Origin of the sequence: Nostoc mirabile CHAB5784 (assembly GCF_020829645.1) — a bacterium.
GTDB lineage: Bacteria > Cyanobacteriota > Cyanobacteriia > Cyanobacteriales > Nostocaceae > Nostoc > Nostoc mirabile.
The window spans coordinates 15,146-36,644 of the sequence record NZ_JAIVFS010000014.1 but is presented as its reverse complement, the minus strand read 5'-3'; the positions used below and the strand labels follow the sequence as shown (position 1 = coordinate 36,644).

The window sequence follows — 21,499 nt, the reverse complement described above, 5'->3', positions numbered from 1 at the left end:
AACTTAAGCTGTGGTAACGACAGCTTCAGCATTAATAACAACAGCTTCAGTTGTAGTAACAACGGCTTTAAAGTTACTTATGAATGCTTCAGTTGTAGTAATAACGGCTTCAGCATTGATAACAATACCTTCAGTTATAGTAACAACAGCTTTAAGGTTACTTATGAATGCTTCAGTTATAGTAACAACAGCTTTAAGGTTACTTATGAATGCTTCAGTTGTAGTAACAACAGCTTTAAGGTTACTTATGAATGCTTCAGTTGTAGTAACAACGGCTTAAGTTATTGCGATGCCTGCGGCGGTAAACAACGCAGTCAGTTTAATATCTGTTAGTGTACAAGTAAAAGTAGAATCAGTGCCATTGGAAGGATGTCTCATGAATGCTGTGACACCTAAGCGATTTACGATCGCAGAATACCATCAATTGATTGAACTCGGATTTCTGACAGAGGCCAATCATATTGAATTGATTCGAGGGGAACTGATTCAAATGACAGCAAAGGGAACACCTCATACAGTTTGTAGTTCTATCCTGTGCCGTCAATTAGATCGGCTATTAGGCGATGGAGCAGTCATCCGTGGACAAGATCCCATCACCCTTCCCAATCAGAGTGAGCCTGAGCCGGATGTTGTCATTGCAAGAGGAAGAGATGAAGATTATCTCGCTCATCATCCCTATCCCGAAGATATTTTGTTAGTGATTGAAATTTCAGATAAAACTCTAGATTACGATCAAACAACCAAGCTTTCATTGTATGCAGAAGCCGGAATTTCTCATTACTGGATTGTGAATTTACCGGCTCGTCAACTTGAGCGTCATAACCAACCGTATCAAAATGCTCAAAATAAGTTTAGCTATCTCAGCAAGCAGATTTCTCTATCTAACCAGTCAGTGGCGATTCCTGGATTTAAAGATGCATTATTAGACTTGAATCGGTTGTTTCAAAAAGGTACTTGTGAATGATTTTGTTGGTGCGATGCCTACGGCGGGCTACGCCTACGCGTAAAAAAGTGTTCTATTCTCTGAAATATGTTTAAATACTGATACGTTATGCTTTAAATGATTTATCTTATACTAAAATACGCAAAAAGTATGCTGTTAGTATGCACCACATCGAACTAATTATATTAATTTTGGATTTGTTTCCGAATTACATGGGTTCAGACAAGCTATTGAGAATGCTAAAAATGCTTGATAATCATTTTAATGTAATTGATAGGCAGATAAGTGAAATAAAATCTCTTCTGTCTATGCTGTAAGTAAGCATTTTTCAGTTTTCTAATACATAACTACAAACTTTTGTTTGAGCCTGTGTTTGAGATTTGGGTTTCAACTTCACCACTATTTCCACATCACCCTTCGGGTTCAGCAGTAAAGAGCGACGGGAAACCCGTCTTCAGGGCTGCTTCACAACCTAAAGCATTTAGAAATCTGAAAAGTCGCTCTGTTGAAAAACCTGATAGTTTTCCCCTTATTAAAGCAGAAATCTTAGGTTGATCAACTCCCAATAGTGCGGCGGCTTCTGATTTAATTAAAGGTATTGCCCAAACAAAAAACTTTTAATATGAGAAAACTGTCTCTGATTCTCCCCTTAGCTATTCTAGGTTTTGGCAGTGTAGTTGTTAAGAGCCAAGAAATCTCCTCACCCAATACTTACACTCAATCTGTTACCCGTGAAGTTTTAGCGAGTGGTTATCCAACTCAAGATAAAAAGCAGATTCTTGAACTTGTACGCTATATCATCGCACCAAGAGCAAAACTCCCTACTCATACTCATCCGGGAATGCAGATTGAACGAGTAGAGGCGGGAACTTTAACTTATACTGTTGTGGAAGGAGAAGCTAAAGTAACGAAAGCTAACGGCACAGAATTGATTCTTAAAAAAGGGAAAACTATACAGCTTACAGTGGGAGATTCTTTAGTTGAATCTGCCGGAATGGTTCATTATGGAGAAAACCAAACAAACAAACCGATTATTCTGTTGTCTGCTTCTCTATTTAATGCTAATCAACCAAAAGCTATTTTAATCAATCCTGAAAGCAGATAAATTTGATGAGAGATTTCGACTTTTGTCAGAGGTTTACTCATTAGTATTTTAAATGGCATCACACAGATAACGATATGAGTCACCAGAGTTAGCTCGCCGCAGGCATCGCCTCCGTGGTCGGATAGGATTGAACTTGGTTAGCCCTACCCCACACCATACCCTGTGTATTCTCTGGCATAGACAGGCTGCAAGCCCAATACAATATCTTGTTTTAGTACACCCATTGCGACCAATTCATCAGCAATCAACTTATCAGTCTGATTACGTTGAATCCAAATTTTATGGTTCTTAATGTCCAAATGAATCACACAATTATAAATGCGGCGATGTTTATCCCATCCCAAATCAACAATTTGATAATGGTCGTGTTCTGTATCAAAAATTATTTGTGTATCAATTTCGCCGTTTATCGGGATAACGTCGCTGTATTCGGTCAATAGTTTTTGAATACACTGACGATAAAATGCTAGTTTATCCATTTAACTATCACCTCATCCACTGGATCATATACAATCAACTTAATTCGGTATTGCCGCACTGATGCTTGGGGTAAATCCCGTTGGAAAAACGATTCGTAAGCAGCAATTGGCACTGCTAAGTATAATATGCGTTCTCTTTCACTAGCTTCTAAAACTAAACGGTAGTTCAAAAATTGACCCAACGCCAGATGAAAATCAAACAATGCTGAGTCACTCAAAAAACTTTTAATCTCAACCGCAATCTTTTCTCCTGCTTTTTCAGCCGCTAAGAGTCTTTCTGCACCCAAATCTATTCTAACTTCATCCTCCTTACCAAACTCGATCCTTAATGGGTCATGTGTAATTATCCACTGCTCTTTCTGAAGACCCTTCTTGACTGCTTCATGGAATAAGTCTTTGGCTGACATTTCTGTTTACACACTTTTTTACCTCAATACAGTTCAGTTAGCGCCAAAAATCATAAACTGCGTAGGTTGGGGAGCCACTGCGCCCTTGCGGTTTCCCGACTTGAAGCAAGTGGCGTTGGAGGAACGAAACCCAACATTTTCGCGGGTTTGTTGGGTAACACTTAAGTTCCACCCAACCTACGATTATCCTTAACCCAAGCGTATTGTTTTTTACCTGATTTAAAATCAGTATAGTAGTATCTTTATCATTAATCACAAACTAAATTCGGCTGCACCATCCTCATCCACATCTGCATCTTTATCCATAGCAGTAGGCTTAAATTTAGAGCCATGAATTAATTCACCAAACACAATTCCTGGATTTTGGTGAAGAATATTCAGCACACTCATAAAATCTCGGACAATTTCCCCTGGTGTAAGTAATGCTTCTGCACCCAAGCGATTAATAATTTCTTGCACAAACTCCTTCAACTCACGATTTGTCAAAGTCTGTTCATACCCAAAATTGAGTGCATGAATCTCAGCTAAACGTTGCAAAAGCGTTAATATTTCTGCTTCACTCAACGGATTTAGGCGAATCACTGGCCCTAAATGTTCCTGAACATTAGCTTGTGCAACAAAACGGCTTTCCTTTGTACGTCTTTGCCAAGCTTGGTCTGCAAAAAGTCCCCGTTTGGGGTCTTCTAAAAATTTAGTTGTTCCACCAACAACAATACCAAGATGTTCTGCTTTGCACTGCATGGTATCGTTAAACATTGCCAGGAGTCGATTATAATTCTTTTCCCGCGTGACTGTAGTAGATATTTGATATAAATGTACGGCTTCATCAACTAAAATTAACAGTCCTTTATAGCCAATTTCAGCTACAAATTTAGCAAATAGTTTTATATAGTCATACCAACTATCATCATCAATAATAACGCGCACTCCTAAAGCTGCTTTCGCCTCAACTTTAGTAGTAAATTCTCCCCGCAACCAGCGCATTGCCGCATTTTTTAAATTATCATCATCCAATCGGTAGCCACGCCAATAAGCAATAATCACGCTACCAAAATCAAAACCGTGAACTAAGCCTTCAATATACTGAACTACTTCCCTAATTTTCGATTCAACTTGGTCATCAAAACCATCGTCATTCGGACGCATTTCAGTTTCTTTAACCACTTCTTGTTGAATTTTATTAATCCATCCTTCTAAAATCGAGACTAAAGCACCACCATCAGGACGAGTTTTTGTAGCTAGGTGGCTCATTAATTCTCGATAGGTAGCTACACCTTCATTGCTGCTTCCAGCTAATCGACGTTCAGGGGATAAATCAGCATCAGCTACTACAAAACCTTGCTCCATAGCCCGGTTGCGAATTAGTTGCAATAAAAAACTCTTGCCAGAACCGTAGTTACCAATTATGAAGCGAAATGCTGCTACACCTTCTGCAATATCATTGAGATTTTGTAATAGGCTTTTTAGTTCTTTTTCTCGCCCTACTGCTATATATTCAACTCCCACTCTTGGTACTACCCCCGCACCAAGGGAATTGATTAAAGCAGTGGAGATTTTTTTCGAGATTTTGAGCTTTGCCATGTATTACACTTCACTTTATTCTAAACGCAGAAGCACGCAGCAGTAATTAGCCTTGGCGAATAGAATTCGCACGCCAGTTGCTTCAAGTCGGCAGAGCCGGACGCCAGGTGCCTCAAGTCGGGAAACCCGCCCATAGCACTGGCTCCCCAACGCACTGGCTTGGCTATACAGACAAAACCCACCTCCGTGGGTTTCAAATTCCTAGAGTCCGCGCAGGCGGACTACCCTGCGGGAAGCCGCAAAGCGTCTATGTTTGTGTAGCCGCAATTTATATATAATCGCCAGGTATATTTGCAAAGGTGAGATACTCGCATAGGTTAAAGTACATATTTACATTAATAATAATTTAATTTGACGAAGCATGTTTAGCCATTCGCTCTTCATACATTGCAATCATTTTTTTGACATCCTTCATATATTCAGGGTAAACTTCTGGGCTTTGAGAATTTGAATCAATTATTAATTCACCAATAGTATCATTTGCTCGTTCATTGATAGAATCGATTAATAGATTTGGCATAGTAATGTTTGCTTCGGCAATTTTTTTAATAGCAGCATTAGGATTATCTTGTTCGACTATAGCTTTTAATACTTGTAGTTCGTATACTGGAATATTTTCTAAAAAATTAGTCCATTCTTCAGGTAAATTATCTGATGTATCAGCTTCGGAAGTGTTTCTGATTGCTGTATCCATTATCTCAGAAAAAGGAAACAATTCATTATCATCTTCATTGGAATTATCAGACAAATGCTCTGGATTGAATGTTTCTATTTGTTGGAGTAATTCCCATACTTGATTTTGTAATGAATCTCGTTCTTCTTGCAATAATGAAACTTGCTCTTGCAACTGCTGTAATTCGGCTTTGTGTTCTGCAAGTTGGGTTTGTGAAGAATTCACGATAGCTTGGATATTTTCTCTTTCGGCTTTTACCGCTACCAGTAATTGATTTTTTTGGGTTGTCTCAACTTCTAGTTCTTGAATTGCAATTCGCAGTTCGTATAATTTTTCTTCTAATTGGGGTTTGAGTCTGCCTAAAAGAGTTAAATTGCTTTCAACTTCTTGCTTCTCTTGCTGGAGTTCGGAAATTTGACTTTGCAAATGGGTGATTTCACTACGAGATACATTACAATTAGACTCTAGACGCCGCTTTTCTGCTGTGAGGACAGAAAAAGCATTGTTCAATTCTGTTTGATTTTTCTGTAAGTTATTAATTTCACTTTGCAGGGTATTGACTTCCGTTTCTAACTGTTTTTTTTGTCCGGCAAATGTTCTTAATTCTCTATGTAGGCTATCCCTTTGCTTACGGCTTTCTGTGACTTGATTTTGCAGTTGTTGTGACTCTGCATATAATAAATTATGATGTTCTTCGATTTGATTTATTTCTCTGACAACGCGAGCTTTCAATCCCTCCATTTCTTTAATTCGCTTGCGGATAGAACCTAAAATAAAGATTTCATAATTTCTGCGTCGCTTATCTACGAATAATGCTGCTGCATAGATAGTAACGGCAGTAATTAAACCTGTGAGAAAGGCTTTATTAAAATCCCAGTTTGGGACGAGGCTAAGGCCAAAACTCACACTAAAGGCAACTATGCCTAAAATAAATCGATTGCCGATCATTACTGATTGCATATTGCTGGTTTTTAGCGTAGTTAAATTATCAGAATAAGTAGCTCTCATACTAATTCGTAATTCGTAATTCGTAATTCGTAATTCGTAATTAAAATACACATAGGTAAATGTTTAATGCTCAGTGTTGGATGTATTGTTATTTGTAGCAAAAAGTCTTAAATCTGCTTTTAAAAAATCAACAAACTGCCGTGCTGTACGTCCAGAACGACCATTGTGGCGAGTTGCCCATTGTAATGCTTGAAATTCCAAATCTTCTGGGGTAATATTAATTTCAGCTTGTGCTGCTAGATGGTGTACAATTTTTAAATAAGTTTTTTGATTGGCTGGTTCAAAGGTCAAGGTTAAACCAAAGCGATCGCTAAACGAAAGCTTTTCCTGCATCGTATCCCAGGCGTGGATTTCCTCGTTATCCTTGGGGGCAGGTCTATCCACAAAAAACTCCCGAATCAGGTGGCGGCGATTGGAAGTAGCATACACAACTACATTTTGCGGCCGCGCGGTTAAATTACCTTCTAAAACTACCTTGAGCGCTTTAAAGGCATCATCATCTTCTTCAAAGGAAAGATCATCGACAAAGATGATAAATTTTTGTGACACTCCCCGTAAATGTTCCACAATTTTTGGTAAGTCTTTTAAATCAGATTTTGCCACTTCCAATAAGCGGAGGCTGCCTTGGGCTTTGTCCTTGCCGGAGACATCGCTATATTCATTCAACAAAGATTTCACTAAAGAAGATTTGCCAGAACCGCGACTCCCGTAAAGTAATACATGCAGTGCCATCTCTCCTGATAATAAAAACTCTGTATTTTTTAGCAAAGCATCTTTTTGAGACTCATAACCTACAAGCGCACTCAGCTTAATTGGATCAGAATACCGAATACCGATAAACTGCCCAGCTTGCCAGCGTAAAGCGCGATATTCTGCAAATAAACCAGAGCCACATTGCCGATAATAAGCCGCTAACTCTTCTACAGCATCACCCCAATTATCTAACTCTTGTAGATATGTAGCAAATGTCTCTACTCCTACGAATTCTTGCTCTTTATACCACACTACTGGCGAAATCGGCATGTGAGCTACGCCTTGTATCCACTCACTTAAAGAAGCGCTGCTACATTCATAGAGACTTTGCAATACTTGTAAATCATGGCGAACTGCTGCTACTAAAGCTGGGGGTAAATCCTCAAATTCTTGCACTTGAGCCAGCCTTGTAAAAGGATTCTCAGAAAACAGAAGTTGAGTAATTAAATAGTCTTCCCAATTTTGATTTTTAGCAGCCAAAGCGTGGAAGTAACTACCGTAGGCTTGGAGACAACCCCGGGCATCGGCATCAGTGTAACGTATAGCTTGCAACAGTTCCAGAAATGCCATCCCTACTTCGCCTTGCAGAACAGACTGGTACAGTAAAAGTGACGCTGCTTGGCGCTGGAGATATTGAACCTTTGTATATGAGGAAGTACTTGCTATTGGCATCGCTTGATTATCCATCAATAAACTGTGTGGTATAGCTAAATAGCTATGGTAAATTGTCTGCTGACGCTGGCAGTAAAGTCAAAGTCTACATAGGTTTTAACAATGAATTTAAGTATAATTGCTGCTTTTGCCTACGGCATATTAGCGATCGCTGGTGGCATTATTGGCTACATTCAGGCTAGAAGTAAGGTTTCACTCTTAAGTGGTAGCATTAGCGGTTTATTACTAGTACTTGCGGCTTACTTTCAACTCCAAGGGCAAACCTGGGGTTCGATTTTAGCACTGATAGTTACTGCTGTTTTAGTAGTCGTCTTTGCAGTTCGGCTGGCTAAAACACGCAAGTTTATGCCGGCGGGATTAATGACGATTTTGGGGATGTTGGCTTTGGGGGTGATGGTGAGTCAAATGGTGGGGAATTGAGGGGTGAAATTTAAACGCAGAGGAGCGCAAAGGGAAGCGCGGAGGTACGCAAAGTTGTAGTTAGCGTAAAATTTGGTCAATCATTCGGTTCGCTTGGGAAGCATAACTGCCGCCAAATAAATTGAAGTGATTCAAGATGTGATATAGGTTATAGAGCGTTTTTCTTTGCTCATAGCCTGCATCTAAGGGAAAGACTTCGTTGTAACCTTGGTAAAATGCTGCGGGGAATCCACCAAATAATTGTGTCATGGCAATATCAACTTCGCGATCGCCAAAATAAGTTGCTGGATCAAAAATCACCGGTTCTCCTGAGTTAGTACACCCGGCATTTCCGCCCCATAAATCGCCATGTACTAAAGATGGTTGCACCTGATGATTCGCCAATAGTTCAGGGATTGCTGCTAGTAATTTTTCTGAAGAGGGGAAATTTCCTCCCTTTCGCCTTGCCAACTGAAATTGATAACCCAGGCGATGTTTAATATAAAATTCTGTCCAGTCTGCTATCCAAGTATTGATTTGGGGTGTGGAACCAATGGTATTGTTAATTTTCCAACCAAAACCTTGGCTACTGCTAGCTTTATGCATCGCCGCCAACTTGCGCCCCATCTCTTCCCACGAATTGCTGTTACCACTACCAAGTTCTAACCATTCCAGCACGATGTAGCTAGAATTCTCAGCTACACCCCAGCAAATGGGATTTGGGACGCGAATACTAGCTGTGGCTAGCATTTCCTTTAAACCCAATGCCTCAGCCTCAAACATCGCAGCTTGGGATGGTTGGTTAATCTTAAGGAAGTAGGTTATCTCACCATTGGAAACAGCATAACCTTGGTTGATGCATCCGCCACCAACCGATCGCCGTTGCTGACTCTGAAATTTTTCGCCAGTCACCTGGCTAATTTGAGCATCGATTTGAGTCCACATGATTGAATTGGGGAGTGGGGAGTGGGGAGTGGGGATGAGGGAGCAAAGGGAGCAGGGGAAGAAGAATTATTGATTAATGCCCTACTCCCTACTCCCTACTCCCCATTTCTAATTTACGGCTTGACGACAACTACACCATAAGCATCTGGAGAAAGAAACTCTTTGGCTGCTTGCATCAAGTCAGATGCATTTTGGCTCTGAATGTGATCTGGGTAGTTAAAGGCGGGTTCTAAATCTCCCACCAAGGAATGATAGTAACCATACAACCCTGTGCGATCGCTTGGTGTTTCATTGCTAAAAATAAATTTGTTCGCTACTCGCCGCCGCACACGGGCAATTTCTGATTCTGTGACTAACTCGGTTTGGACTGTGCGAATATGTTGAGCGATCGCATCTTCTACTTCTGCTAAATTTTCCACTGCACATTTAGCTGAAATATAAAATGTCCCTTGCAGCTGATTGCTCATGTTGCTCACAGAAATTGAAGAAACTAATCCCCGTTCTTCTCGTAAATCCCTCACCAGTCTTGATGTCCGTCCATGTCCCAAAATTCCTGCTAAAACATCCAGTCCATAGGTGCGATCTAATTGAACCATTCCTGGAACCCGCCAAACCATCACTAGTCTTGCTTGCTGGAGACTTTCATCTACAAATTCTCGACGGACAATTTCTGTAAATGGTGGCTCAGTGGGCAGAGACGCGATTAATCGCGTCTGTACTGGGGAGTGGGCAGAGACGCGATTAATCGCGTCTGTACTGACTTTTGTAAATCCTTCAGCAACGGTTGCAATTAATTCTTCCACAGGCAAATTGCCCACAGCTACAGCAGTAATTGACTGGGGTTGATACCAACTAGTATGAAAATCCCGCATCTGCTGAGGTTTAAGTTCGGCAATCACCGATTCAGGCCCCAACACTGCACGGCGATAAGGTAGCTCATCAAAGGCTGTCTCCATCGCCCGTCGAAATGTACGCCGTTGGGGATTATCCTCTGAACGCCTAATTTCTTCTAAAACTACTAATCGCTCACGTTCAAAAGCATCATCAGGAATACTAGCATTTGATACTACATCTATTTGTAGTGGAGCAAGCTCGGCAAAATCTTTGGGGGCTGTGGTTATATAGTAATGAGTATAGTCTTGGCTAGTAGCGGCATTGGTAACAGCACCCCGTTCTTCAATTCGACGTTCAAACTCACCGCTAGCCAGTCGTTCTGTTCCCTTAAAAATCATATGCTCTAAAAAGTGAGCCATGCCGTTAATGGCATCAGATTCTACGGCTGAACCAACTTTAATCCATAAGTTGAGGTTTACAGCTTCAACTGGCATCTGCTCTGCTATGATTGTCAAACCATTGGGCAACTGATGCAGGGTTGGGGTATTAAGACGAGGAAGTTTCCGCAGGGTTGAAGTCATTGCTACTTGTGTGAGGAGCTATATTACCTCTTTATCTTATCCGTCACCGAAAATCAAAGAGCGCAAACCCCTGCTTTCAAGTAGCGATCGCTAGTTTATCCAGTGTGCCAAAGTTGCTTGAAGAGTGTAGCAATTATACTGTAGAGGCAGACTGCTGTCATGCGTGTCAACTTATATGATGTCCGGGTAATTAACCATAATACCCGGAACCCCACCCCGCAAAAGCTGCACTTTACCTCCCCTCCCCGCGCTTGCGGGGAGGGGTTGGGGGTGGGGTTCTTTTATTATGGGTGATTTGGCGGACATGATGTTAGTACAGTTTTGCATAAAAGCGTAGCGTTTTTAATGTAGGGGAACGCATTGGCATTGTAAGCTGACGCATTAGCATTGTAAGCCGACACATTGGCATTGTAAGCTGACGCATTGCCATTGTAAGCTGACGCATTGCCATTGTAAGCCGACACATTGGCATTGTAAGCTGACGCATTGGCATTGTAAGTTGACGCATTGCCATTGTAAGTTGACGCATTGCCATTGCAGGGTATTGCCTTTCTTTAATTTGCTACGAATTAATGAAATGCTGTACTTAGAGCCAGGGCGAATGGAATTCGCGGCTACAAAAACAAAGCCCACCGAGGTGGGCTAAGAGAAAATTAAGTTTTTTAAGCCGCAAAGGCGGGTAAAGCCTCGTGTAGACGAGCCAGCGCTGTGCGTATTTTCCCCCCGTTGTTCGCGCAGAGTTTACCTTTGGAAGAGGCGACTGGCGTGCGGTTTCTAACCGCCCTTTTTTCCCTACATTAGTCTCTACGCATCACCCAATACGCTTGGGTTAAGGCTAGGACTCTTTTTTTTAACGAACCTTATTAGGCGCAGAGAAGCCAGTGCGCCCTTGCGGTTAAGAGACTTGAAGCAACTGGCGCGACACAGAGAGAAGAGAGAGAAGAGAGAGAAGGAAAAATTGCTTAACTGAACTGTATTGACGCATCACCCTATTTAACGAGAGTAAGGGTTATTGAAGGTTTCCCAAGCAGCAATAGCAGCTTTTTGCAGGCGGAAGCTGAAGTTTAGTAAGTCTTTCATCATTAAGTGCCAGTTTCTTTCAGCTTCATCCTGAATTATCGCCCAAGAGTCTTCTAAGCGATCGCGTTCCTTCACTTTCCTACCTTCAATCAATTCTCGTGCTTGTCGCACAGCTTTCAAATAAGTTTCACGCGTGAGAGTACCTGCTGACTCCGCTTGGCTGCGTCTTTCTAGTGCTTCAATCAGCGCTTTGGTTTCGCGCTTCACTTCATCACTTTCGCCAGCCATTTCGGTTTCTACTAATTTGTCGGTTTCAGGACTAATTTCTATAATTACTATGGATTCAGTAGATTCAATTACTGGGGTTCCAAAGGATTCGATGTTGCTAGCAGTCATAGTTAAAACATCCTTAAATTACAAAGCTTACTCTCGGATGAAAACTGCACCCTGTACTGATAGTCATAAGTCACAATAATTCGTAATTAATAATTCGTAATTCGTAATTACCCCAGAACTAAAGTCGCTTGCTCTGAAAGAAGGATGCTACGCCTTTTTTTTGTTTGACATAACTAAGTTAGAGGCTTGTCTGACTTTTCACGGTATCTGAAAAACCTCTCTCTAAATCTCTCTTCCTAAAAGGAGAGAGACTTTGAATTTTCCCCCTTCCCGACACGGGAAGGGGGTTAGGGGGTTAGGTTTTCGTGGACTTTTCCACATAACCTGAATTGTCAGAGAGGCTTGTACCTTGAATTTATTAATTACGAATTACGAACTACGAATTACGAATTATTTGGTCATTGTCAATTCCACTAATGACTAATGACTAATGACTAAGCTGTCGTTGGCAGTTGTTGCTCTAGTTTCAGTAATGCTGCAACTCGCTCCTCTGTAGCAGGGTGACTAGAGAACAAGTTACCCATAAACTGTCCAGAGATAGAATTGATAATTAATAACGGCTCATAAGCTGGATTGGCATTTAAAGGCATCTGCCTTGCTGAGGCTTCTAAACGTTGCAGTGCCCTGGCTAAGGCGCGGGGATTACCAGTTAATCTAGCTGAACCTGCATCAGCAGAGAATTCTCGTGTGCGCGAAATTGCTAGCTGAATAATCGTCGCAGCCACTGGCGCAAGCATTACTGTTAATAAGATACCCAAAGGATTTGCACCTCTGTTGTCATCTCGTGAACTACCGCCAAACCATAAGCTGTAACTAACCATTTGCGCTAGGAATGAGATAGCACCAGCAACGGTAGCAGCAACAGCTTGTGTAAGGGTGTCACGATTAATAATGTGGGTGAGTTCGTGGGCGATAACGCCTTCGAGTTCGTCCTCTGGCAATATATTCAAAATGCCTTCGGTGACAGCAACAGCAGCGTGTTCTGGATCGCGCCCTGTAGCGAAGGCGTTTGCACCAAGGCTAGGGACAATGTAAACTTTGGGCATGGGGATGTTAGCGCGATCGCTTAATCTCTGCACAATCCGATAAAGCCCTGGTGCTTCCCTTTCACTCACAGGCTGGGCTTGATATACTGCCAGCGCAATCTTATCTGATTGATACCAGGAAAACAGGTTTGTTACTGCTGCTAAACCTATCCCTATTATCAAGCCACTAGTACCGCCAATTACCCAGTAACTAATTGCGATCAAAAGACCACTTAAAGCAGCTAGCAAAACAGCCGTTTTCAATTGATTTGTCATATTTTCGCTCTCCTGCTAATGCTGTGTAGATTTTTTAGAAAACAGCATTAATTAAGCCACACTTTGATTGTATCCAGGTAAACTTAGCTATACGATACAGAAAACCTATCAGACAAGTACGGTTTTCCCACCTAACTTTGATAAATACTAATTATAGTTGTTTTGGATACTTGCTCTATTGGGAGAAAATTTAACATTTATAGATAACATAAACGCATCTATCTATAGAAGTAAATCGTCTATGGTTCTAATTAATAGATAATTGCGAAAGTGCGTAGTTTACCGCCGTAGGTATCACATATAGGACTAGTATTTGATTTTTGAAATGCACGTAGTGGACTGTCTACGCAAAATAGTGCATTAGACGTAGGTTGGGTGGAGCGGAGCGCAACCCAACATATATCAGGATGTAGGCAATGGCTTAGCCTCCACCCAACCTACAATTTTTTTGCAATCATTAAAGCCTAGACAGTCCATTACAAGACTACCGAGATTTTTTCAGAAATCAAATATGATTCCTATAGTTAGAGTAGTCATGTATGGGCGATCGCTATTGATAAAGTAAAATAGCCACTCAATCAAAAGGAGAGGAGGAAATCGTACATAAATTTGCTGGGCAAAAGGTGTCTGAAATCCTGAAGTACAAGAAGGGTAGTATAAAACAGGCTCCACTCCCGGAAGAATCGCCCAGTTGGGATGAGTTTTCTGAAATGTTATGGGAGGAGATTGAAGCGGGAGCAGAGGTAAATTAACCGGGTTTTAAAGTTGTTCGCAAGTTATTAAGCGATAAAAGGTTTGACAAATGAATAATCATGGATTTGGCAAACTAGTTACCTTTTTAAATCAATTACAAAAAGAGAGAATTAGTTACACCTTAGCCCATCATCGAGATGAAACCATTATGGTGAATGTGGCGGTGGCTGGGGAACGATGGGAAGTGGAATTTTTTGAGGATGGTTCGGTTGAGGTAGAACGATTTGTTAGTAGTGGAGAGATTAATGGGGAAGAGGTTTTTAGTGAGTTATTTGCTATGTATTCAGAGCCAGAAACTAATTCTGCCAAACATACCCAGAACCCTAACTTAGCAAGCACAACGTGAAGCGATCGCAGCTTCCAGCAGATTGGTTGCTACTGCATATTGTGCCAAAATTGTCAGATCCACATTTGACAGTAACTCATAATGAGCGATGCCTAGTTGAGCATTTACTAAATCATCCCTTCCAATTCTTCCAAAGCTTGAAAACTTCCTACTTGCCAACTACGTTCCACGGCAGCAGGAATAATCTGAGTAATAGCTATATCCTCAAAATTAGGACTGGTATTAGATTTTATATATTTCCCATCTCTGAGCAAATAAATAGAAAGGTTTCCACTGTCGTAAACCCATAATTCTGGGACTCCAATGGCTTCATAAGCATCGAGAGTAGTTTTTGATGTGACATCAGTCTCAATTGCTAAATCTGGCGGCGGATCATCAGGTTGTAAGCGGCGATGACCAATCATTTGTTGATAATTCTGAATATAAAAGCAAGCATCAGGTTCAACTCCTGCTACACCTTGCCGTTTAAAAGTGGTGGAACCAAAAGGTTGGTATCTAATATTTTTAGCCTTCAGCAATATTTTGACAATATCAGAAATTAAATCTTTGGGTATTTCATGTTCTGGTAAAGGAGCCATAATTTCTAAAGTCCCCTGGCTATAGGTAATTCGTGTAGTTCTTTTTTCTCCCAATTCTTGTAAAATAGATTCAAATTCTTCCCAGCTAACATCTGGAATTGTCACTGTGCTACCAGGTGCTAACTGCATCTGGCTAACAGGTTTGAAAACGGGGATGGCAGCAGTCACGTCGCTTCGCTCCAATTCAAAATTCAAAATTCAAAATTCAAAATTCAATATCTATCAGGTTGCGGTGGATAATATAGCCCACCGTAACCTTTAGATTAATAGAATGAGTTTAACAAAAGCGGCTAAGGGACTTCCAAGAAATAAATTACCCAAATAAATGAACCACTCCAGACACAGAGAACACAGAGGAATGAGGAAGAGAGAGTTTTTCGCCAGTTCTTTGGGTTTTTTTATTTGGAAGTCCCTAAAAGCGATCGCCTACACCTTAAAATTCTCGGTAATCCGCTTCATCGCTTCTTCGACATTCTCCCGGCTGTTAAACGCCGAAATGCGGAAGTAACCTTCACCCGCAGCACCAAAGCCAGAACCAGGGGTTCCAACAACGTTGACAGTTTGCAGCAACTTATCAAAGAATTCCCAACTGGATAAATCATTAGGAGTTTTCACCCAAACGTAAGGTGCATTCACCCCTCCATAAACTGATAATCCGGCGGCTGTGAGTTTCTCGCGGATAATTTTGGCGTTTTCTAGATAGAAATTCACCAATTCCTTAATTTGTGCCTGTCCTTCTTCAGAATAAACCGCTTCGGCTCCCCGTTGAACGATGTAAGAAACCCCATTAAATTTGGTAGACTGGCGACGATTCCACAGTTTCCACAGTTCCACATCGGAACCATCGGCGGCTTTTCCTGTGAGTGTCTTCGGTACTACAGTTAACGCACAACGAGTTCCTGTAAAACCTGCGTTCTTGGAGAAAGACCGAAATTCGATGGCAACTTCTCTAGCACCTTCAATTTCATAAATTGAGTGGGGAATCGACGCATCGGTAATGTAAGCTTCGTAGGCTGCATCAAAGAAAATAATCGAGTTATTAGCTTTGGCATAGTCCACCCATGCCTTTAAATATTCCTTGGTTGCAGTTGCGCCAGTGGGGTTATTGGGAAAGCAGAGATAAATTAAATCTACTTTCTCTGAGGGAATCTCGGCGGTAAAGTTGTTATCAGCCGTAATTGGCAGATAAACTAAGCCTTCAAATTCGCCTTTATCGTTGGCATTTCCCGTATTTCCCACCATGACGTTAGTGTCTACATATACGGGATAAACGGGGTCAGTAACAGCTATAGTGTTGTCATGTCCAAAGATTTCCAGAATGTTGCCGGTGTCGCACTTGGAACCGTCGGAGATAAAGATTTCGGAAGCATCTATATCGGCTCCCCGTGCTTGGAAATCTTGAGTAGCAATTTTCTCCCGCAACCAAGCGTAGCCTTGCTCTGGCCCGTAGCCTTTGAAGGTATTGCGATCGCCCATTTCTTCCACAGCTTTAATCATAGCTGTGCGGCAAGCCTCCGGCAGAGGTTCGGTAACATCGCCAATGCCCAGCCGAATGATTTTAGCATTACTGTTCGCTTCTGCAAAGGCATTCACCCGCCGAGCAATTTCTGGAAACAGATAACCTGCTTTCAGTTTCAGGTAGTTGTTGTTAATAGTTGCCATGTGTAAATATGAAAAACGCCCTAAAATAGCTTACTGCTAATTTATGAGGGCGGGGAGAAATCAATTCAAAATTCAAAATTCAAAATTCAAAATTCAAAATTCAAAAAAAGACTGGAGTAGATATAGCTTCAGCTTCCCCCACAGAGGAAATAACTCCTAACTCCTGTACAGACGCGATTAATCGCGTCTCTACTCTTAACTTAACAATGTCCAACTAGACATTTACTGGTTGTTTATTATCGGCTGATGCGTAATTGCGATCGCTAATTCCGAACTGCGTGATTGATTCTTGTCCTGTAATTAATCTTGCTCCGCGATTACGGGTGAAATAGTTCCATCCCCACTGAATGATTACTACTAATTTGTTGTCAAATTCAATTAAGAAGTAGATGTGAATTACTAGCCAAAACAGCCATGCAAAGAAACCTTTCAGCTTGATAAAGCCCAAATCTACCACAGCAGAATTGTGCCCAATCATTGCTAAACTACCATGATCAACATAAGCAAAGGGCGGTAAACTGTTACCTGCAAGCCGCTTTTGGACTAGTTCTGCTACATATTCACCTTCTTGCTTCGCTACAGGTGCAACACCAGGTAGGGGTTTACCATTTTGATGAGAAAAATTTGCTAAGTCGCCAACTACAAAAATATTCGGATGTCCCTTAATACTCAAGTCAGGTTCGACGATAATCCGTCCAGCGCGATCGCACTCAGCACCTGTGCGCTCTGCTAGCACTTTTCCCATTGCTGAAGCTTTTACACCTGCTGCCCATAATACCGTTTTTGAAGCAATTTCTTTAACTTCATCGCCTTGTTTGAGGGTAACAATATCATTTTCAATATTTGTTACCAGTGTTTTTGTCTGCACAACTACCCCCAACCGCGTCAGGGATGCTTCCGCTTCTTGTGATAACTCTGGTGCAAAAGGTGGCAGAATCCGATCTAGACCTTCTAATAGCAAAATCTTGGCTTCGGATGTGTCGATGTTGCGGAAATCTTCTTTGAGAGTTTGATTTGCCAATTCTGCGATCGCACCAGCTAACTCTACACCAGTTGGGCCACCACCAACAATTACAAAGGTTAACCAGGCACGGCGTTTTTCTGGATCGGTTTCTTTTTCTGCGGCTTCAAACGCTGTAAAAATCCGGCGACGCATTTCTATAGCATCTTCTACAGTTTTCAAGCCTGGGGCAAATTCTTCCCAGTTGTCTTTGCCAAAGTAGGAATGCTTCGCACCTGTGGCAACAATTAACGTATCGTAAGCTATTGCTTCGTCGCCCACAGTCACTTGTTTTGCTTCTGGATCAATATTATTCACCTCTCCCAGCAGCACTTTCGTATTCTTGCTCTTACTAAGCACAGAACGCAACGGTGAAGAAATATCAGCAGGAGATAGCGCACCTGTGGCGACTTGGTATAGGAGGGGTTGAAATAGATGAAAGTTACGTTTATCAATCAGAGTGACGTTTACTGCTGCCTTGGCGAGTGTTTTTGCCGCATAAAGTCCACCAAAGCCACCGCCAACAATAACTACTTGATGAGGTGGATTATTGTCAAGTGAATTTACCATAAGAAATATTATCGTGTATGCCGACTATTGTAACTATTCTTAACAAATTTGTATCAAAATTGTCATCACATATTTTGTATTCCTGCTTACATTTGACGAAGGATTAAAGTAATCAAAACTACAAGACAAACAGAACTTTTCAATATGGAGGCGCAGATAATAAGAGTTGGCAATATTTGAATCACTCTTTGCCTGTGTAGATTTATCAAGGGTAGATGTAGGATTTATGCAAGTTCACTCAGAACTACTTGATTCTGGTGTTTGTGTCAAACGTGGTGAATGAGTTCGCCGCCAACGGGTAAAACCATAGATAAGAGCAGCAAAAATTAACAAATAAGGACTGTAAACAATTAACCAAATACCCAGCTTGAGTAAGCCAACGGAAAATGAACTAAGGGAGTGGGTAGATTTGTTCCAAGTCTCCTGAACTTGCAAACCAAAGGCAGGTTGTGAACTGGTGCTAGAAACTGCTGCTTCTAAATTCAGCGTAATAGTAGAATAAGCAACTTGATTTTGTAGGCTTTTGAGTTGGGCATTAATTTGTTCTATGGTTTCTCGGACATTACTCAGTTCTTGGGCAACACTAAGCACATCTCTAACAGAACCCGCCCGATCCATAATTTTTTGCAAATTGGCTTCAGTTTTTTGCAAATTGGTTAATCTAGCTTGGAAATCTACCAGGCGATCGCCCACATCTTCTGCTGTGATATTACGGCTCTTAACAGTGCCCAATTTAGCTAGTTCTTCCAGGGTAGATTCCAGCAGGTTCTCTGGTATCCGCAATTGTATTGTGGCTGTGTAACGCGGGTTGTCGTTTTTGGGTTGTTGTTGTTTCAACCCGATCAAATCCCCTTGCTGTTTATTGATAATTTGCGAAACAGCATCAATAGTCTTCTCTACAGAGTTGACAGTCAAAGATATAGCTGCCTTTTTGATGAGTTGGGGACGAGAACGGGCTATAGGTGCAGTTTCCGCCTTTTGGGAACTGCTTTCATTAGCAGGTGCAGATGCTTGATTTGCCGCGCCATCAGCTGCCATTGGAGGTAACTGCTTATTTGCTAACTGATGGGAAGAGGCACAACTGGTGAAAATCACCCCTCCTAATAATGCACTTACAAATAAAGCAGATGTGCGCGGTAATTTAGTTGAAACGTACATAATCTACCCCTAGATGGATGAAGTTAAACCCAGTATTACTGAAGTAAAACTCAAAGCCTGTATTGTTGCGATTTATGTAACAGGGGTAAAGTAATTCGTAATTCGTAATTCGTAATTCGTAATTCGTAGTTCGTAATTAATGACGCTCTCTACGAGAGGCTGCGCGTAGCTTGCTGATATTGTAGGGGAGGGGTACGCGGACTTTCTACCGCTACGCTAACGTAATCATGTTACAGATGGGGATTTAGACCACACCCGTAACTGCACGACCTCAGGACTTACGCAAACAATAGCCGAAATCCTTATTTCACGTAGGGGCAATTCATGAATTGCCCCTGAGCGCGTGTACTTTTGCGTAAGTCCTAGACCTATAAAGATAGGTCGGCGACTCTGACCCTTGGTTTAATTACGAATTACGAATTACGAATTACGAATTATTAATGGCTCATAGTTCATTTGTGGTTACTCAATTTGAGGTACAATCTTAAGCCTGCTAATAAATGACGATGCTTGCTGACAGGAGATGCTTCTATGGCCCGGATGTATTATGACGAAGATGCCAATTTAGACCTTTTGGCTGGAAAAACTATTGCTATCATCGGCTATGGTTCCCAAGGTCATGCCCACGCTCTCAATCTCAAAGATAGTGGTTTGAATGTGATTGTGGGACTATATCCGGGTAGTAAGTCAGTCGCAAAAGCTGAGGCATCTGGGTTAACTGTGAAAAATGTTGCAGATGCTGCCAATGCTGCTGATTTCATCACGATTTTGTTACCTGATGAAGTCCAAAAAACGATTTACAAAAACGAGATTGAACCAAATCTCGAAGAAGGGAATGTGTTAGCCTTTGCCCACGGCTTCAATATTCACTTTGGGCAAGTTGTACCACCAGCTAACGTAGATGTGGTGATGGTAGCACCCAAAGGGCCGGGGCATTTGGTACGGCGGACTTATGAACAGGGTGAAGGTGTACCAGCGCTATTTGCCGTTTATCAAGATGCTAGTGGTCAGGCACGCGATCGCGCCATGTCGTATGCTAAAGGTATCGGTGGTACTCGCGCTGGTGTTCTCGAAACGACTTTCCGCGAAGAAACCGAAACAGATTTATTTGGCGAACAAGCGGTATTGTGCGGTGGTTTGAGTGCTTTAATCAAAGCTGGATTTGAAACTTTGGTAGAAGCTGGTTATCAACCAGAATTGGCTTATTTTGAATGTCTGCATGAAGTCAAGCTGATTGTTGACTTGGTTGTGGAAGGCGGTTTAGCCAAAATGCGCGACAGCATTTCTAACACTGCTGAGTATGGCGATTATACTCGTGGGCCGCGGATTGTGACTGAACAAACCAAAGCTGAAATGCAGAAGATTCTCAGCGAAATTCAATCTGGACAATTTGCACGAGAATTCGTTCTAGAAAACCAAGCTGGTAAACCAGGATTTACTGCATTGCGTCGCAAAGAAGCTGAACACAAAATTGAGGAAGTTGGTAAAGATTTACGCGCTATGTTTAGCTGGTTGAAAAAAGCTTAAGCAAAAGAGAGAGCCAAAGGACTAAAGTCGTGGCTACTACAGCAAAGCCTACGTGGTACGCTTTTGCAAGCGTACCACGTAGGCTGGGAAATTTACGTTAAAAAACAAGTGCAGTTTTCCTTGTTGATTGTGGATTTATCATTGTAAATTCGTAAATATATACCAAGTACCATTATTGGGTCGCCAGACAGCGAAATCATTTTTCCTATCACCACTATAATCGCCAGGGGCTGGAATATCACCAGTTAATCCCCATTGTTGAGTAACAATTTGACCTGTAGAGCTTTTAATTACATACCAAGTACCATTATTGGGTCGCCAGACAGCGAAATCATTTTTCCCATCACCATCATAATCGCCAGGGGCTGGAATATCACCAGTTAGCCCCCATTGTTGAGTAGTAATTTGACCTGTAGAGCTTTTAATTACATACCAAGTACCATTATTGGGTCGCCAGACAGCGAAATCATTTTTCCCATCACCATCATAATCGCCAGGGGCTGGAATATCACCAGTTAACCCCCATTGTTGAGTAGTAATTTGAGCTTTTGCTTTAAAATTTGATATCCCAATCAAGAACGGGACAGTTAAAGCCATCATTAATAATCTATAACCAACTTTCATGGAAGTATTCCCCTGTGTAGTGTTTAAATATCTTGCTTGAGGCTGGAATTACCTTGGTACACCCGAATCTGTATCTGTAACCTTAGTATCAAAATCTCTGCTTTAACCTTTATTGTGTTTGTGTTTTTAGACTTATACCATTTCACTTTATGATACAAATACGCTGGTAGGGGCTTGTCTTTGC

At 41.5% G+C, this 21,499-nt stretch carries 21 protein-coding genes; 6 read left to right on the top strand and 15 right to left on the bottom strand.

Annotated features, from left to right (window positions below):
* Nucleotides 1-10: 10 nt before the first annotated feature.
* Both LC653_RS11860 and LC653_RS11855 read left to right on the top strand, forming a co-directional pair.
* Nucleotides 11-280, top strand: coding sequence for a hypothetical protein (locus LC653_RS11860; RefSeq protein ID WP_229494669.1), 270 nt, complete (start codon nucleotides 11-13; stop codon nucleotides 278-280).
* A gap of 96 nt (nucleotides 281-376) precedes the next feature.
* Nucleotides 377-964: a Uma2 family endonuclease gene (locus LC653_RS11855; protein ID WP_229494735.1), complete on the top strand. Its 588-nt coding sequence runs from the start codon at nucleotides 377-379 to the stop codon at nucleotides 962-964.
* A 389-nt stretch (nucleotides 965-1,353) separates the two neighbouring features.
* Here LC653_RS11855 and LC653_RS11850 read toward each other — a convergent pair whose 3' ends face one another.
* Nucleotides 1,354-1,509 carry an XRE family transcriptional regulator gene (locus LC653_RS11850; RefSeq protein WP_229494668.1) on the bottom strand — a complete coding sequence of 52 codons (156 nt, stop codon included), beginning with the start codon at nucleotides 1,507-1,509 and terminating at the stop codon, nucleotides 1,354-1,356.
* A 56-nt stretch (nucleotides 1,510-1,565) separates the two neighbouring features.
* Here LC653_RS11850 and LC653_RS11845 point away from each other — a divergent pair, with 56 nt between their 5' ends.
* Nucleotides 1,566-2,048 (top strand): cupin domain-containing protein, encoded by a 483-nt coding sequence (locus LC653_RS11845; protein ID WP_229494667.1) that lies wholly within the window; start codon nucleotides 1,566-1,568, stop codon nucleotides 2,046-2,048.
* 143 nt (nucleotides 2,049-2,191) lie between these two features.
* Here the strand turns inward: LC653_RS11845 and LC653_RS11840 are convergent, their stop codons facing one another.
* From LC653_RS11840 to LC653_RS11820, 5 genes are all read right to left on the bottom strand, one after another.
* Nucleotides 2,192-2,527: a XisI protein gene (locus tag LC653_RS11840; RefSeq protein ID WP_229494666.1), complete on the bottom strand. Its 336-nt coding sequence runs from the start codon at nucleotides 2,525-2,527 to the stop codon at nucleotides 2,192-2,194.
* Entirely contained in the window at nucleotides 2,515-2,934 is a 420-nt protein-coding gene (locus tag LC653_RS11835; RefSeq protein ID WP_229494665.1) for a XisH family protein, read from the bottom strand. The genes LC653_RS11840 and LC653_RS11835 overlap by 13 nt, the downstream gene beginning before the upstream one ends.
* Before the next feature lie 252 nt (nucleotides 2,935-3,186).
* Complete coding sequence (locus LC653_RS11830; RefSeq protein WP_229494664.1) at nucleotides 3,187-4,515, bottom strand: ATP-binding protein; 1,329 nt, start codon at nucleotides 4,513-4,515, stop codon at nucleotides 3,187-3,189.
* 346 nt (nucleotides 4,516-4,861) lie between these two features.
* Nucleotides 4,862-6,148, bottom strand: a complete 1,287-nt coding sequence (locus LC653_RS11825; protein ID WP_229494663.1) for a tellurite resistance TerB C-terminal domain-containing protein — start codon at nucleotides 6,146-6,148, stop codon at nucleotides 4,862-4,864.
* A 111-nt stretch (nucleotides 6,149-6,259) separates the two neighbouring features.
* On the bottom strand, nucleotides 6,260-7,636 hold the full coding sequence (locus LC653_RS11820; protein WP_229494662.1) for an ATP-binding protein: 1,377 nt from the start codon (nucleotides 7,634-7,636) through the stop codon (nucleotides 6,260-6,262).
* Between the two features lie 87 nt (nucleotides 7,637-7,723).
* On the opposite strand from LC653_RS11820, the gene LC653_RS11815 reads away from it, so the two are divergent.
* Nucleotides 7,724-8,041, top strand: a complete 318-nt coding sequence (locus LC653_RS11815; protein ID WP_229494661.1) for a TMEM14 family protein — start codon at nucleotides 7,724-7,726, stop codon at nucleotides 8,039-8,041.
* Nucleotides 8,042-8,101: 60 nt separating this feature from the next.
* On the opposite strand, the gene LC653_RS11810 is transcribed toward LC653_RS11815, so the two are convergent.
* The 4 genes from LC653_RS11810 to LC653_RS11795 form a co-directional block, all read right to left on the bottom strand.
* Nucleotides 8,102-8,965 carry a fructosamine kinase family protein gene (locus tag LC653_RS11810; RefSeq protein WP_229494660.1) on the bottom strand — a complete coding sequence of 288 codons (864 nt, stop codon included), beginning with the start codon at nucleotides 8,963-8,965 and terminating at the stop codon, nucleotides 8,102-8,104.
* A gap of 113 nt (nucleotides 8,966-9,078) precedes the next feature.
* Nucleotides 9,079-10,380 (bottom strand): M16 family metallopeptidase, encoded by a 1,302-nt coding sequence (locus LC653_RS11805; RefSeq protein WP_229494659.1) that lies wholly within the window; start codon nucleotides 10,378-10,380, stop codon nucleotides 9,079-9,081.
* Nucleotides 10,381-11,373: 993 nt separating this feature from the next.
* Complete coding sequence (locus LC653_RS11800; protein ID WP_229494658.1) at nucleotides 11,374-11,796, bottom strand: hypothetical protein; 423 nt, start codon at nucleotides 11,794-11,796, stop codon at nucleotides 11,374-11,376.
* 434 nt (nucleotides 11,797-12,230) lie between these two features.
* Nucleotides 12,231-13,097 (bottom strand): zinc metalloprotease HtpX, encoded by an 867-nt coding sequence (locus tag LC653_RS11795; protein WP_229494657.1) that lies wholly within the window; start codon nucleotides 13,095-13,097, stop codon nucleotides 12,231-12,233.
* Nucleotides 13,098-13,899: 802 nt separating this feature from the next.
* Between LC653_RS11795 and LC653_RS11790 the strand changes: the two genes are divergently transcribed.
* Nucleotides 13,900-14,196: a hypothetical protein gene (locus LC653_RS11790; protein WP_229494656.1), complete on the top strand. Its 297-nt coding sequence runs from the start codon at nucleotides 13,900-13,902 to the stop codon at nucleotides 14,194-14,196.
* Nucleotides 14,197-14,303: 107 nt separating this feature from the next.
* On the opposite strand, the gene LC653_RS11785 is transcribed toward LC653_RS11790, so the two are convergent.
* From LC653_RS11785 to LC653_RS11770, 4 genes are all read right to left on the bottom strand, one after another.
* A complete protein-coding gene (locus LC653_RS11785; protein WP_229494655.1) occupies nucleotides 14,304-14,942 on the bottom strand; it encodes a Uma2 family endonuclease in 639 nt (212 codons plus the stop codon).
* A 258-nt stretch (nucleotides 14,943-15,200) separates the two neighbouring features.
* Nucleotides 15,201-16,436: an LL-diaminopimelate aminotransferase gene (locus tag LC653_RS11780; protein ID WP_229494654.1), complete on the bottom strand. Its 1,236-nt coding sequence runs from the start codon at nucleotides 16,434-16,436 to the stop codon at nucleotides 15,201-15,203.
* A gap of 214 nt (nucleotides 16,437-16,650) precedes the next feature.
* Nucleotides 16,651-18,006, bottom strand: coding sequence for an NAD(P)/FAD-dependent oxidoreductase (locus tag LC653_RS11775; RefSeq protein WP_229494653.1), 1,356 nt, complete (start codon nucleotides 18,004-18,006; stop codon nucleotides 16,651-16,653).
* A 234-nt stretch (nucleotides 18,007-18,240) separates the two neighbouring features.
* Nucleotides 18,241-19,164 (bottom strand): DUF4349 domain-containing protein, encoded by a 924-nt coding sequence (locus tag LC653_RS11770; protein ID WP_229494652.1) that lies wholly within the window; start codon nucleotides 19,162-19,164, stop codon nucleotides 18,241-18,243.
* Between the two features lie 531 nt (nucleotides 19,165-19,695).
* On the opposite strand from LC653_RS11770, the gene ilvC reads away from it, so the two are divergent.
* The gene (gene ilvC, locus LC653_RS11765) at nucleotides 19,696-20,691 is read left to right on the top strand and encodes a ketol-acid reductoisomerase (protein ID WP_229494651.1); all 996 of its coding nucleotides are present in this window, start codon (nucleotides 19,696-19,698) and stop codon (nucleotides 20,689-20,691) included.
* A 138-nt stretch (nucleotides 20,692-20,829) separates the two neighbouring features.
* Here the strand turns inward: ilvC and LC653_RS11760 are convergent, their stop codons facing one another.
* Nucleotides 20,830-21,315 carry an FG-GAP repeat domain-containing protein gene (locus LC653_RS11760; RefSeq protein WP_229494650.1) on the bottom strand — a complete coding sequence of 162 codons (486 nt, stop codon included), beginning with the start codon at nucleotides 21,313-21,315 and terminating at the stop codon, nucleotides 20,830-20,832.
* Nucleotides 21,316-21,499: the final 184 nt, after the last annotated feature.